Source organism: Arcanobacterium phocisimile (genome assembly GCF_016904675.1).
In the GTDB taxonomy this organism is placed as follows: domain Bacteria; phylum Actinomycetota; class Actinomycetes; order Actinomycetales; family Actinomycetaceae; genus Arcanobacterium; species Arcanobacterium phocisimile.
On record NZ_CP070228.1, the window covers coordinates 1,644,050 to 1,658,427 of the forward strand.

Annotated in this window: 9 protein-coding genes and 2 pseudogenes; 2 read left to right on the top strand and 9 right to left on the bottom strand. The window is 49.4% G+C overall.

Annotation, left to right across the window (positions count from 1 at the left end):
* Positions 1 to 7: 7 nt before the first annotated feature.
* Entirely contained in the window at positions 8 to 721 is a 714-nt protein-coding gene (locus tag JTE88_RS07445) for a potassium channel family protein (RefSeq protein WP_204424019.1), read from the bottom strand.
* 12 nt (positions 722 to 733) lie between these two features.
* Positions 734 to 1,447, bottom strand: a complete 714-nt coding sequence (locus JTE88_RS07450) for an ASCH domain-containing protein (protein ID WP_204424021.1) — start codon at positions 1,445 to 1,447, stop codon at positions 734 to 736.
* 201 nt (positions 1,448 to 1,648) lie between these two features.
* Between JTE88_RS07450 and JTE88_RS07455 the strand changes: the two genes are divergently transcribed.
* Entirely contained in the window at positions 1,649 to 2,515 is an 867-nt protein-coding gene (locus JTE88_RS07455; protein WP_204424022.1) for an Abi family protein, read from the top strand.
* A 578-nt stretch (positions 2,516 to 3,093) separates the two neighbouring features.
* Here the strand turns inward: JTE88_RS07455 and JTE88_RS07460 are convergent.
* Positions 3,094 to 4,246, bottom strand: a pseudogene (locus JTE88_RS07460) (IS110 family RNA-guided transposase).
* Positions 4,247 to 4,369: 123 nt separating this feature from the next.
* Between JTE88_RS07460 and JTE88_RS07465 the strand changes: the two are divergent.
* Positions 4,370 to 5,612, top strand: a pseudogene (locus tag JTE88_RS07465) (IS3 family transposase).
* Here JTE88_RS07465 and JTE88_RS07470 read toward each other — a convergent pair.
* From JTE88_RS07470 to JTE88_RS09170, 6 genes are all read right to left on the bottom strand, one after another.
* A complete protein-coding gene (locus JTE88_RS07470) occupies positions 5,609 to 6,022 on the bottom strand; it encodes a hypothetical protein (RefSeq protein WP_204424024.1) in 414 nt (137 codons plus the stop codon). The pseudogene JTE88_RS07465 and the gene JTE88_RS07470 overlap by 4 nt on opposite strands.
* Positions 6,023 to 6,273: 251 nt before the next feature.
* Complete coding sequence (locus JTE88_RS07475) at positions 6,274 to 6,774, bottom strand: hypothetical protein (protein WP_204424025.1); 501 nt, start codon at positions 6,772 to 6,774, stop codon at positions 6,274 to 6,276.
* A 177-nt stretch (positions 6,775 to 6,951) separates the two neighbouring features.
* Positions 6,952 to 7,854, bottom strand: a complete 903-nt coding sequence (locus tag JTE88_RS07480; RefSeq protein WP_204424027.1) for a class C sortase — start codon at positions 7,852 to 7,854, stop codon at positions 6,952 to 6,954.
* Positions 7,855 to 8,058: 204 nt separating this feature from the next.
* Positions 8,059 to 9,651, bottom strand: a complete 1,593-nt coding sequence (locus tag JTE88_RS07485) for a SpaH/EbpB family LPXTG-anchored major pilin (RefSeq protein WP_204424028.1) — start codon at positions 9,649 to 9,651, stop codon at positions 8,059 to 8,061.
* A gap of 47 nt (positions 9,652 to 9,698) precedes the next feature.
* The gene (locus tag JTE88_RS07490) at positions 9,699 to 13,352 is read right to left on the bottom strand and encodes a SpaA isopeptide-forming pilin-related protein (protein ID WP_204424030.1); all 3,654 of its coding nucleotides are present in this window, start codon (positions 13,350 to 13,352) and stop codon (positions 9,699 to 9,701) included.
* A gap of 195 nt (positions 13,353 to 13,547) precedes the next feature.
* Positions 13,548 to 14,378: an ABC transporter ATP-binding protein gene (locus tag JTE88_RS09170; protein WP_275586614.1), complete on the bottom strand. Its 831-nt coding sequence runs from the start codon at positions 14,376 to 14,378 to the stop codon at positions 13,548 to 13,550.

Sequence of the window (14,378 nt, forward strand, 5' to 3'; positions counted from 1 at the left end):
TTGTAGTCTAAAACGTTTGCTTTGCGAGAAGCTCCTTTAATTCACTAATTTCGGCACGCAGATCAGCGATTTCTTTCTTAGTTGCCGTCTGGTGAACCTCAGACTCCTCACTAACTGTTTCAACAATCCATGACGCAAGCGTTGCCGTAACAATACCGGTCAGCGCGATTCCACCAACCATGAGGAGCAAGGCAATAACACGTCCCGTCGTCGTCACCGGGAATAGATCCCCGTAACCCACGGTAGTAATCGTAACGAACGCCCACCACAACGAATCCCCGAAGTTAGCAAGCATCGTCCCCGGCGCCCGGCGCTCCGCATCGAGCACCGCGATTGCTGAAATAAGAACCAACATCGTCACAGCACACACCGCATAGACAACGATTTTTCCGCGAAATCCCACCGTTACCCGCTGGCCCAGAACCTTCACAAACGCCAGCAGACGCAGCATGCGTAGCGGACGTAACAGCGGCAAAAGCACGATCACAAGATCGAACAAATTTCGCAGAAACCAGGATCGCCGATTATCTGCAATAATCAGGCGAACGCAATAATCGACGATGAAAACTCCCCAGATTACATTCATTGCCAACTCCATGCGCAACCGGGAAAGCCCCTGGAGATCGCCAATAACTTCCCAGCCGTAAAAGACCAGAAAAACCACAGCCAAAATCACCATCGGGAGCTCAGTTCGCTGCTCCCATTTTTCTACTCGACTCATGTTCACACCTCTTCATTTCGCAAGCTCATACCTCACTATATCCACCGGCGGATCAGCAGGCAGTTGCGGATAATGCTGATGCAGTGCCGAATAAAGCTCTGCCAACGAGGCAAAACCATCACGGCGTGCATCATCCTCAGTAAGCTCCGACAGTTTGCATGTGCGCACCGCAGTTACCACCGCATCCACTACGACCCTCCCAGAATCCTTATCAAGCACAATCTGCGCTGGCCCCACCACGAATGGATCGTCCAGCCGGATAGTCTGCTTCTTCTGCCCGCTCATAACAAGGGTTTCATACCCCTCCCACATATTTATCTGCTGCGGGGTGAACGCAGTAAATTCACACTCCGGGAGCTGGCTCGCCAGCTCTTCATGCAGGCCAGCGTCATCTCGCATAACACACGTGATAGCCGGGTCATAGGCACACAACAACTCACGCCACGGCTTTGGCGGACACACGATTCTGCCAGTTAGCGCGTGTAATAGGACTACGGCGACGGCGGGATCGTCGTCGGCAAAAATATTCTTGGCACGCAACTGCCGAAAATCATTCTCAGACAAACCCGCGATCACGCGGCCAGACCGGGTTTGGACAGCAGCGATGAGTGAGGACGGCGCAGGGCTGTTGCCATGGTCGGAAACCGAGCTGGGGATGGATCCCGAGCTGCGGGCATGATCCGCGAGCACATGTGTCACAAGAGCGCGGGTAGATTCACAAAGCATAGGGATAGTTTAGTGCATGACACACCAGTTACTTTCACAGTCCTCGCATTTTCTGTAAGTTTCTAAGGTAGTTACGTAATGCATAAAATGTGGGTTCTGCTATACAAGGAAATCTGATAGATTAGTTACGTCAGCGCCCTCCCAAGGCTAGAGCTTCGGCTTCCTCAAATGCGGAGGGCCAATTTTCACTTTGGGATTGCCATGGCGAACAATAAGTGCTTTCTTTCAATAGAAGATCAGGTTCTTTTGTTAGAAGAACGCGGTCTTATTATTCATTCCAAAACTGAAGCCGAGAATTTTTTGCGATCCCATAATTATTATCGTTTTTCTGGGTATGCTCGAGAATTTCAAGAAGACCCTCGACATGGCAAGAATAATTTCTCCAATGGCATCAGTTTTGACGATATTTCGTCTCTTATGGACCTCGATCAACGCTTGCGGCGATTACTGCTTGAAGCATTAGAAATAATCGAAGCTTCCACACGGTCTGTTTTCGCATATGAAGCCGGAAAAATATATGGCAGTAATGCGTTTTATTTAGAAAAAGCAAACTACCTCGCAGTGACACCGGGGCTGGATGATCACATAAACAAAATGCACTCGCAGCTACTGCGAAAGAATCAACCGACAATAGAACGCTACCGACAGGGTGACGACTTCTCTCATGTTCCCGTGTGGGTTGCAATCGAAACAATGAGTTTTGGAACCTTCGCGAGATTATGCCAGTACATGGCAAACAAAGATATTATTTTGAATACGGCTGATTCGTTAGCTATTGCTCGTGAAGGTTTTTCTTCCACATTGCACGCATATTCTTCGCTTCGCAACAAATGCGCACACTATGCTCAGCTCTGGAACCGCTCATTCGACATCTCTTTCAAAGTTCGCCCTAAGGAGAAGCGAGATGCCCCAGATTTTGCACATCCGGGTAGTTACGGTGCAATCATCGTTATTCGGCGCTGGCTGAAGCAACTGGACAAAGATAATGGGTGGTTCGACCAAGTGACACAACTTATTGATAGTAACGACCTTTATAGGTCAGGTATCCTCAAGCCTAAAATGAAGTAGCGAGTCTACTAACAACTCTTAATTCCTCGTTATAACCCGGTATTTTTAAGTTGAATAATTCATTCATGTCACGAATAGAAAAATACGTGAATCGGTGAATAAGCAACAGCTGGCATCCAAGATTTGGGAATCAGCGAATCGGATGCGTTCGATTTTTTAGCGAATGCAGGCAAGAAGGTAGGCGAGTTTTATAACCCATATGAGGTTTCTTTGCTAATGAGCCATATTATCGCCGATCATCTGCGTGACCGGAAAGAAATCAAGATTTATAACCTACTAGTGGTTCAGGTTCGCTACTGCTAAATATTGGCTGAGCAGTCGCAAAACACAAGATCGCCGACCTGCGTTTCAAAAGCAAATCGTCGAAGTATGCCTGCCAATTCGTCGTCATGGTTGAATTTCATCAGTAGGAAATGTTATTAGATGCCCTTATGGCTAATTCTTCGATATTGACCGCCGAGTATTTCACATCTTTATAAGGCTATTTGGCGGATTGCTAATGATCTTCGGGGCCCCTATCTCTTTTGTCAGGCCTAGGCAGCTAGTTTGACGGGTCGGGTTTTGTAGAAAGTCCCGTCTTAGATCATGGTGAAGATGACTGCTAGAGGTTTGTGTGCGAGTGCGATGATGGCTTGGTTGTGGCGTTTTTTCAGCCAGGCGTTTCTTGTCGTAGTAGCGCCGTGAGGTCGAATCTGATCGCAGGGAGGCAAAAGCGGAGAGGAACAGGGCTCGTTTGAGGCGTTTGTTGCCCGTGTGGGACACGGTTTCAGATTTAATTGATGTTCCTGATTGACGAGTTGCGGGTGTCAGTCCGGCATATGAGGCATGGTGTGTGGCAGAAGCAAATTCTTTACCTGCTAGTTCGTCCGATGGTGACAGCACTGGTCCTGATCCCAACTCCTGGCATGGAGGTGAGGGCCGAGTGAAGAGGGTGGTCGCTCACCAGTGCCTCGATCTGGGTTTTTGATGTCGGCTCGTTGGCGGTAGAGTTCATTGAGCGTTGTTGCAAGGTGCGCGATAACAATAGCGGCTGCGGTCATACCGGTCACGGTCAGTATTTGTGTGGCTAGAGCGTCACGGGTTTCGTCTGCCGGAGCTTGCCGATACCGAGCTGGGTATTTCTTTAGTATTGCTACTAATGCGAGCATGGCCAGCTTTCTTCAATTGGTCTGGTACTGGCCAGGTTTGTAGCATGGCTAGCAGTTGCTTGATGGTCTAGGCGTGGTCCGATTACGCGTTGTATACCGGGGGTGAATCTGAGTAAACAAGCCCTAGATACGGTTCCTGGTCTGGGTGAGTTGTTGGGTGAGATCATCATCAAATTCGGTGAGCATCCCCAGCTCGGCTTCATCTTCATCAACCATGTGAAGTGGGGGATCGTGGGAGCTGCTTGAGCGATGATGAACGCATCGCGCTGGTTGGTTTTAGCGTTTCCTGGGTATAGATCCGCGATTGGTCGCATCGTCAAACCAGGTAAGTACGCGACCTGTATCCCCAATTGCTTGGGGCACTGCCACAGCCAGCGCGCCGAATTGTTGCTGACTGATCTACCACAACAAGTATTCGGCCAAGGCTGGCAAGCTCATCATAAATGTGTCGGAGTTTTTTCTTCATTATTGGGGAAGCGAATGTGAATAGGCTTGATCGCCACTACGATTAATGGCGGTTGCTCAGTGATCAGTCTTGTCCTGCGTCGATGCTAAGCCAGATATCGAAATTTGCCGGTGTCATTGCCTGTCTGGCTTTCAAGAATAAAACCAGCTAACTAGTTGTTAGCTTTCGCGGGTAAATACTTCCGTCTTACTGAACCGCCCTGACTTTTGTTCCGTGTTGTTTTGAGGAAGGATTGTTGTTATGGCACGGAAATTTACGCAGGAGTTGAAGGATCGGGCTGTTCGTTTGACGTTTGAACATCAGCGGATTCATGAGTGTTCACGTTGGGTAGCAGCCCAAGCGATTGCGGTTAAACTTGGTATGTCACCGCATTCGATCTTGGATTGGATGAAAAAGGACGCCGCTTCGGCTAAAGCCGGGCAAGGCAGCGCGATCGATTACGAGGCGGAAAACGCTCGGCTTCGTGCGGAAAATTTTGGAGCTTCGGCGGGTCAATGAGCTACTCAAAGAGGCGTCGGCTTTTTTCGCGTCCGAACTCGACCCCCGAGCCAAGAAATGATCGCGTTCATCGATGCGTATCGTGATCGTTTCGGGGTAGAGTTCATCTGCACTACATTGGCTCGCCACCGCGAAGGTGGGTTTATAACCGCGCGCGGATACCGCGCTACTAAGAGGCATTTTGTCTTCCAAGTGTTCGTTGCGGGACTGCGAAGTGATCCCCATCATGATCGATATCCATCGGAACAATTACGGCGTGTATGGGGTGGGTAAGATGTGGCATGCCATGGCTCAGGCGGGCCATGGCTCGGGCAGGTCATAGCATTGGCCGCGATCAGGTTGCCCGGTTAATGAAGATCGCTGGACTTCACGGTGATCCGAGGCAGGAAGCCCATCACTACCAAGCCCGCTACAAGGCCAGATGTGCGCCCTGACTTAGGTTCAGCGTAACTTCCGCGCACCAGCGCCGAACCGTTTGTGGGTTGCGGATATTACCTATGTGCGCACCCAGTCTGGATTCGTCTACACCGCGTTCGTCACCGACGTGTACTCCAAGAAGATCGTGGGCTGGGCAACCAAGAGCCGCCTGACCACCGAGGCTTTGCCCTTAGAGGTGCTCAATCATGCGATTGCAACCGTTAAAGGAAGGCTGAAGGGCCTGGTGTATCATAGTGATCACGGTAGCCAATACGTTTCCATCGCCTACCACGAACGCCTACATGATCTGGGGATTGATGAGTCCACTGGTAGCGTGGGAGACTCCTACGACAATGCCCTAGCCGAGACCATCAACGGCCTATACAAAAGTGAACTGATCTACTCCCAAACTTGGGAAGGATTAACCGAAGTCGAGTGGGGAACCTTATGCTGGGTTCACTGGTGGAACACCACCGGCCTCCACTGCGAACTGGGATACCGCACCCCGCAAGAAATCGAAGACCACCACTGGGCCAACCAACCCAGTATACTAATACCCACCACCTAGGAACAAAACCCAGGACCGTTCAGTGCCGTCTTTGAGTTGTAATGCGTTGTGAGTAGGGTATGAGGAGATATGTACCCTGCCTCCGGGCGAGGGATCAGATAGCTGAGTTCTTCGCCGGCGAATGTGGTGGCGAGATTTGCTCGAGTCAATTCCAGTGGGAGGGTTTTGGTGTGTAGCGTTTCTCGTGTTTTTATGTTGATACATTTGGCAACCACAGTATATTTGCCGGTTGGCCATTGGGAGGCGTTGACGTTTTCTTTGCGGGAGGTTTTCCGAAGTTTTGTTTCACGCCCGCCGAGGAGTACATCGACGACGACGGTGCGTTTATTTTGCACTGAACATCCGCGAACGTCCCACGATAAACTCCGCCCGGTTTCTGATTCGGTGAATGCGGCCGAGATGATTTCCATATCGGATTCTTCGTGCGGTGGCGCTGGTTGCCCTACATCTTCGCTGGTGACTGTGATCGTCTTTTGCAGACTTTCAGGTACAAGCCATTCTCGTGAGCACTTCGCAGTAAGGGCGTATTGCCCGGCTTGTTGGCCTTGGAGGGATAACTCGGTGCGGCCATTAACATCAATTTGTTCGCCGTCACGCTCGAGGGTAATGGTTGGCTGTTGTGATGATTGACAGCCGGTGGTTCGCCAGGTGAGTTTCTTGGCTAGGCCTTCATTTTCTTTATCGAAGTATAAGGTAAATGGCCCATTGGCTTCTTCGGTAGCCGGGTTATCTTCTTCTTCGGTACTGCCTGATTGTGGTGGCTGGGCGCTTGTTTCCCGGGTTGTACGGCTAAACTGACGCTGGTGTGTTGCCAGGAACTACTGCCCAACCATCGTGAGGGTTTGCACACACCGGTTAGGGTGAATGTAGCATCGTCACTATCGGCTAGTTCGATCCTGTTTTTCCCGTTAATCGGAACGGGGGTATCCCCTTTTGTGAGTGTGTAAGTAATTTCTGGGGATTCGCCAAGTGATCCGGTGCAACCGTCATGGCCCCATTCAAGGTATCGCTTACCGCTATCGTCGATTTCGTTGAGCTGAACGGTAAAACCGTTAACTGCGGGGGATGTAGCGGCCTCGGCTGCAGGAACAATGAATGCTGAGATTGCTAATCCGGCAGCTAGTGCTCCAGCTAGCGTATTTTTCCGATGTTTTTTCTGCATGACGCTCCAATCACTCTAGCCATCATATTAGGTTAGGCTATCCTATTACATGCTGTGCGTAGGTAGTCGATCGTAAATATGATGGAGTGGCTAGCATGATCTCCACATCGGAATTGTTGTGCGAAATACAGCGCAAGATACTGCTTTTACAGTTTCGGCATACTCGGATAGCTAGTCTTACTTTCGGCGGTGTGCTGGCGCAGGTTTTGGTTCTTCGTCGGCCTTTTTAAGTTTGATGATCATATAAAGTGAACGCAGGATAACGCCTACGCCAAGAACAGTACCGATCGCGTAATAGACGGCAAACCACGGGAATCGCGGTAATCCTGACGGTGCGTGTGCTTCGTCTGCTTCTTTTTGTGGTGTGGGATAGATTCGTTCGCCGGTGACGAGGATGCGATGGGTATTGATTCCTAGCGGTGTACACGTAACTAGTGTGGCAAGATCTTTATCAGGTTCGGCGACGATGGCTTCGCTATCTTCTGGCGCGACTACTTTGACGTCTCGTACTCGGTACGCTAATACTTCGTCGAAGATACTGAGGGTGAAATTATCGCCGGGTTCTAGCCTGTCGAGGTAGCTGAACATGGTTGCTTCGGCGAGGCCACGGTGTGCTGTGATCACGGTTCGGGTGCCAACTCCGCCAACGGGGAGCGATGTTCCTTGGAGGTGTCCGGCGCCGCGAAGTAGTGTTTGTTCTGATGTTCCGTGATAGATGGGGAGGTCTACTTCGGCTTTGGGGATGAGGATTCGTCCCATAATGTCGGTGTCTGCGACGCGCAGGATTTGGTTGTAGTCCCACAGCCCTAGTGATTCTTCGACTTGTTTTACGTCGCTGAGGGGGACGTTTGTGTTCGGGGCAAGCCGTGCTCCTGCTTGGAGGGCTTTGTTGTAGCGGTGTGCTTGATCTAGTTGTTCGGTGCCAGCAGGTTCGGTTTTTGCGGCTATTGCATGGAGTTTTCCGGTTAAGGTGGACTGGGTGTATTGGTGTACCCAGGAGGCCGCTGTGGGGTATAGAAGTACCGCGAATCCTAGTAATGCTAACAGGACGCCAACGATTCGGCCTACATATACTCTCATGCCTTGACTTTCTTTTGCGAGGTGGTTTGACACCGGTGATGATTCTGGGTGCTGTGCACGTGGTTTGCGTGGTGGCTTAAGTATCACTGGGTTGCTTGTTGCGGGGGGGGAGCTTTTTATAAGTTAAGCCTCAAGGTCACGGTGTGTGCCTTGAGGCTTAACTTATGGTAAGTGGTTAATCAGTGATTAACGCGTTGCCCATGTTCAGGCCTTACGACGGCGGGTTACTATCACAGTACCGAATGCGATCAGTACGATAGCTGCACCAGCCATGGTCAAGAGAACCTTGCCAGCTGCACCGGTTAGTGGCAGGTTTGGAAGATCACCTGGACCATAAGGTTCGTTAGGAACCTCCCGATCACCACCCTGGCCACCCGTATCCTGAGTAATGATAATCTCAAACGGCTCACTATTTAGCTTGAAGCCGGCAGGAGCTGAAGTTTCTTTCACCCAATAACTCTTTCGAGCTGCAGCATCCTTACCTCGGTAAAGATCTTGAATGTCAACGATGCCCGCGTCGTTAGAGGTCTGATCGGTTAAGACAGGTTCGCGATCGGCATTCGCATCTTCTAGAGTCTTAAATACGGAGAACTTAGCATCCTTCAAATTAACTTTTCCTTCAGTGGAGACTTTGTGCAGTTTGTAATCACCGAAGTAAGCGGTAGGCGGCGTCGCACCCGGGTCTGGTGTGAACGGTGGGATAGTTGGTGGTGGGGTGGGATCCTGTGGATAGTTTGGATCACTGCCAGGAGGGGTCTGAGGGTCAAGTGGCTCACCAGGATTAAATGGTTTACTACTTACCTCGTAGGCGACATTGAAATTATTGTTAATAACTTTATTTGCCTCTAGTGAATTAACGGTTGCGAAGAACTGGATATTAAGATTCTTCCCCTTTTTCGCATTCAGCTTATTCAAACCAGCATTTGTGAACTCAATTTTAAAATTCTTGGTGCCTTGACCGCTAACCTTATAGTGATGAGGTCCTGTCAAATCTTGTCCAGCTGTCAACCGATCACCATCAAGAGTAACTACAGCATCATTTTGTTGACTAACTACAGTACCTTCTTGCAAGGTATCGGTAACCTCGAATTTAGTGATGGCGTTATTGACCGCAGGAACAGGAACGGTAAGCTTCCAGTCGATATCGGTACCTAGTTTAGTAGTATTAGTGTTATCGCCAGCAACCTTGTCAAGCTTCTTGGTCACTTCGTTCTTGGGATACACGTGAAGGTCGTACAACCAGCCATCTTGAGCATTAGGAGCGGATGGATTAGCGTAAGGAATCGTTACGAAGAAAGGCTCCACTGCTTTCGTAACACCCGCAGGCAACGGATCGATTTCTCGCACAAGGTAAACACCAACAGCGAGCTCATTAAATTTTGTTACACCAGCGTCGGTTGTTTGTGTCAGAGTAGTGGCGGTGTCTAGACGGCTACCATCTGCTTTTTGGACATTATCGCCAACAACTTTAAGCCCTTCAAGCTCACTCCAATTAGCAGCCTTTGTTAAGTCGAGATCCACTTTAGTCACAGAAAATTGAGCACCAGAGATCTTACGCTCTGCTTCTTGTGGAGCATTCAGCTGCTCGGTGCCATCAGCTTTGCCCGCAAAGGTAGGCGCAACGTACTTATGAACAGTCAAACTACCTTTTTGGTTTTCATTAATATTACCTACCTCGACATCGGCCGCAGATTGAGCGAATGCAGCAGGTACTACAAGTGTTGCAAACGCGATTGCGAAAGCAGTGATTAACGCTAGGAATGCACCTAGACGTTTAGTTCTGAGAGTATTACTCACTATGAACTCCTTCTTTTTTGTTGTATTTTCATCCCAAGGGACGATAATTAGTTACGCTTTGGCTTCGCAATCACGAAGGCCAGGGAGGCTCCACCAATGAAGATGGCGCCAAAAATCATGTAGGGCAGAGTGCCCCACCCGCCGGTTAGCGGAAGTGTAGGAGATATAGCTTGATCGTTTTTAACTGTTAACACTTTTTCGGTGTTGTCAGCAGTTAGCTCAAACTCCTCCGGTTGTTGAGGATTAATAAGGAAGCCAACCGGAGCCTTAGTTTCCTCTACTCGATACGTTCCCAACGGCAAACCAGATACTTTGATTACACCGGCTTGCGGATCGTTATCAAGGTTGAAGCCCGCTTCCGGATTTCCATCAGTGCGATCGGCTAACGCGATGGCCACATCAACCCAGGCACCACCAGAGAGCCGCTGAATCTTCCATTCTGAGCCTGCTAGGCGATCGCCGTTTTGGCTGACCTTATTGATGGAGATACTACCCTTGGGTTGCGGCTTGAGCCGATTAGTTAAAACACACTTAATGTCACCATCAGCCGATGCTGGCAATGTTGCGTTGAAGTACCAGGATCCGTCGTTAACGAAGTTGCTCGCGTTAATCATCTGCAAATGATTGCCACCAACCGTACACGAAAGTGAGATGTTAAATTTTTCGCGATACGCAGTTGCTTGGGGCTCAGGGTAGTCTGCCTTTTCACTTACTGAGATACCGTATTGCCCGGAAGGAATACTGATTGTTGAGCCAATCTGGAATTCTTCAGTGGTTGATCCAGTTACGGTATTACCCTCAACCTTCAGGTTCTTACCTATAGCAGCTCCCCCATGAAATCCAGCAAGAATATTAAACCGAGGAATATCGTCTGCTGGATCAAGATCGTCAAACTTCTTGAATAGCGAGAATGTACGCCCTGCAGTTTTCACCTTATTATCAACCAAGCAATGCAACGAATAATTATCTGGCACATTACCGGGAATTGTTTGTGTATGAGAACGACCAGCTGTCTGTCCCACAATCTGTCCGGAAATTGAATCTTGGTGACAAACAATTTGAGTGGTGTACTTTGTTAAATCAGTATCACCAAATGGCAATTCAGCCACGTTAAACGCTGAACCTACCTGAACATTCGCCGAACCCAAGCTAATCGGACTACCCACAGTATTGGCAGACTTTGTCCAACCAGTAACAAGCTCACGACCTCCCTGAGACACGTTAACTCTGAAATTGTTTGTAGGAGCGTACCGATTATCAAATTGCTTGTAGATATGCACCTTGCGCGTGGCAGTATGCGCGGTATTGTCAACATAGCAATGGATAGTTGCATTAGGCGCAAGATCCTTAGGGAAACTAAACTGCAATGAGGAACTTTGAGCCTCTATTCCAGCAAGTTTCTTTCCACCAGTTGAACGCTGATTGTCATAACACGAAATCGCAGTGTCATAATTCCTTAAGTCAGCGCCATTTTTCCCACGTTCCGCGATTTTCACTCGGCTAGAAGTAGGAATATCAGAAGCCGTGAACAGGAGGTGATCCTGACCGCCACTCTGACTGGAGCTTGTAGTTTCTCGACGAGCGATATTAGTGCCAGTAGTTAATTCAATGGTAAATTGATCGCTGTCGCTGTAACGCTTGTCAAATTTTTTATAAACGTTAACATTATGCGTTTTAGGAAGTTTGCTGGTATTAGTTAACGTACATTCCACATCTCCGGTAACATTCTCAGGAACCGTGAGATCAAAGAAGCGGTTATAGCCAACGTTTTCCTGACTGCCGGGATCCACTTGACCACTACCTGTTGCAGTACACGTTAACGTCGTCCGATAATCAGTTAACTTAGCACTACCAAGGGCACTCTCACGAAAACGCCCTGTGAAGCTAGCTGCGGGCAACTCAAATTCGCCAATTTTGTACTTACCGTCCACAAGAGGCAAGTTTGACGTGTTTACCTCTTCAATCCGGTAAGGCGGTTGATTTTCGTGGCTCCGGAGCGGATTGAAGTCAATCTCAAACTGATCACTCGGCTTAGCTCGCTCTAGCACTTTAAACAGGGTGATCTTACGTTTAGCTTTTGGAGGGGTGGGCGTTGCAGAAGGAAACGGACACCCGTGCATTTCAGTCACGATAGGATTAGGACGACCGGCATTTTTCCCCCATGCATATACTTCATTGCTCACTTTATTGTTATCAAACAACGTCGTAGCAGTGACCGGAGTTCGTTGCTGAATTTGTGCTGTATCTACCTCAAAGAACCTAGTTATGGTCCTGTTGTCAGTCGTATCTCCATAGAACGCCACAATCATCTTTCCTGCGGACGAATAGCTGACGCCACTCAACTTGCGTGGCTTAAAACCTGGGGTCTGAACCGCAACATTATTAAAGATTTTGCTGTTCTTAATCTGCACGGGAGTAGAGCCGAGCTTATTATTCCTATTGTGGTAGAAGCCTGCCCCGTTAGAAGAACGCCACTGACTACTCTTACCGTTCCACGTCGCACCGGGGGCATTGATACGTTCGCGCAGATCGTTTGCAGTTATCTTGACGAGACTGATCGTTGAATCGCTCTGGATTCCATCGCCTAAACTACCACCAATGGAACCACTAGTTATGTATAGGTCGCCTTCTGGAGAACTGATGAAATCACCAGTGGAGGTATCCTGAAGTTGCGGTACAGAGGTATGGCCAAGATAGATGATCTGACCATCAGGCTTCCGGGCAAAAAGTTTGAAATCGTTTGTGTTGTTGCTGCGGTCGCGCTCATGCGCTGTGCCACCGAAAATATAGGTTCCATCATTGAGGACTGTTCCGCCGATGAAACTCGTGTATGCCCTCGAAAAAGTGTTTTTCTTTTGCCCCGGACCGTACTCCGGAGTAAATAACGTTGACATTGTTGGAGAGTGCCCGAAGTGTCTCCCCTTTGGAACCTTATTCTGATAGATCGTTTCGCCGTGCCACGTCGCACTTTTCCAGCCGTTTTCAACGCGCCCAGTCCGGGTATGTGCATACCATTTACTGGTACGTTTATCAAACTCATGAATGATAATGCCCTCGCCACCCGGATTTTTATCGTTCGTCTTAGGCGCATTGAGGACGAATATTTTATTTCGATCGAAACCCATAGCGTCGAAACGACCATCGGGGTTGTAGCTCAGCTTGGGGTGATACTGTGCTCCGGAGTCCGAGCGGACACCCCCGTCGTTATTATTAAGCCAATGAAAAATTCCAAACGGAACGTCATTAGTTGTAATGAGTTCGGCTGGCTTGCCGTCTGAGTTGTATTTCCAATGCTGAAGTTCACCACGCGAACCTAAAACATGGAAAACTCCAGGAGTACAAACCGATTCGGGAGTTAAGGAGCCCCGATCACGCCCCCCCGCTACAACAGTTGCTGCGGAAAGGTCAAAATCTTCATCATCGTCAGATAGTGGATCCGAACTATCCCCCAAAGAATCACTATCTTCAGTAGGCACACCTTCGGATGACGCCTCACCATCAGTGCTAAGTGGTGCATCCACTAGATCGAGCGAATCTTGATCCGAAGAATCATCCAAAGAGTTAGGTAGCTCCGAATCAGAGTGAGACGAAGGCACAGTATCTGCACTAGCAGTAAGCCCTGCGATAGGGAGACTAACCAGCATTGCTAAACTTGTTAAGCCAGCAACCCCATACTGCCAGGTAACTTTACGACCAAACATACAACTCCCATATAACTACCTTGCGGTAAAAACCTTAATAATACCGATGAAACAACGAATAACTAAGTAGTCACTCTATCAGCTTGAAGCTGAAAGAGGATCTCCACCCTAGAACTGGGAGATAGTACACATTCGTTACATTGAGCTAGCACTGCAGTATTAGCCGAGTGCCCCAATTCCCCGCCATACAACCCGCTACCGCAGCGCCCGCCCAGTCACCACATCAAAATACAGCACCTCAGCCGTAGCCGGAGCGATGCGCACCACGTCATTAACCCCAACGCGCTGATTGCGCTCAAGATGCACAGCAATCCGGTTATTATCAACGACTGAACAAAAATCGATCCTCCTGGTATTGTGCTGCGCAACCGTAGCATACATAAAAGATTCAGCGCCTAATTGCTCTACCAAATCCACGTGCACATCTAACCCCGGTTCACTCGGCCGAACCAGACGCCACGCCTCAGGCCGTAACCCCACAGTGATCCGCGCGCCGGCCTGGCTGCGAATATGCGGCGCAACAGGCAATAAAGCACTCCCAATCGCTACCGCTACCCCGTCAAAAGCCACATCCAGCAACGAAATAGCCGGCGAACCAATAAAACTAGCAACAAAAACATTATCTGGCTGGCGATAAAGATCAATCGGCCGAACAACCTGCTGTAACTTCCCCGATTCCAATACCGCAACCCGATCAGCCATCGTCATCGCCTCAACCTGATCGTGGGTTACATAAATCGTCGTCACCCCTAGCCGACGCTGTAACTGCGCAATCTCCGCACGCGTAGAACCTCGAAGTTTCGCATCGAGATTAGAAAGCGGCTCATCCATACAAAAAATCCGCGGCTCACGCACAATCGCCCGGCCCATCGCCACCCGTTGGCGTTGCCCACCAGAAAGTGCACCTGGGCGCCGCTCCAACAACTCATCCAACTGAAGCGCTCGGGCCGCAAATGCCACCCGCTCACGAATCACCTCCCGGCTCATTTTCGCATTCTTCAACGCGAACGCCAGATTTTCCGCCAC

What these genes read in the sequence shown, in the direction of transcription:
- JTE88_RS07450 (WP_204424021.1), bottom strand. Translation starts at nt 1,447, where the DNA reads ATGCTTTGTGAATCTACCCGCGCTCTTGTGACACATGTGCTCGCGGAT.
- JTE88_RS07455 (WP_204424022.1), top strand. Translation starts at nt 1,649, where the DNA reads ATGGCGAACAATAAGTGCTTTCTTTCAATAGAAGATCAGGTTCTTTTG.
- JTE88_RS07480 (WP_204424027.1), bottom strand. Translation starts at nt 7,854, where the DNA reads ATGAGAGTATATGTAGGCCGAATCGTTGGCGTCCTGTTAGCATTACTA.
- JTE88_RS07490 (WP_204424030.1), bottom strand. Translation starts at nt 13,352, where the DNA reads ATGTTTGGTCGTAAAGTTACCTGGCAGTATGGGGTTGCTGGCTTAACA.
- JTE88_RS07445 (WP_204424019.1), bottom strand. Translation starts at nt 721, where the DNA reads ATGAGTCGAGTAGAAAAATGGGAGCAGCGAACTGAGCTCCCGATGGTG.
- JTE88_RS07470 (WP_204424024.1), bottom strand. Translation starts at nt 6,022, where the DNA reads ATGGAAATCATCTCGGCCGCATTCACCGAATCAGAAACCGGGCGGAGT.
- JTE88_RS07475 (WP_204424025.1), bottom strand. Translation starts at nt 6,774, where the DNA reads ATGCAGAAAAAACATCGGAAAAATACGCTAGCTGGAGCACTAGCTGCC.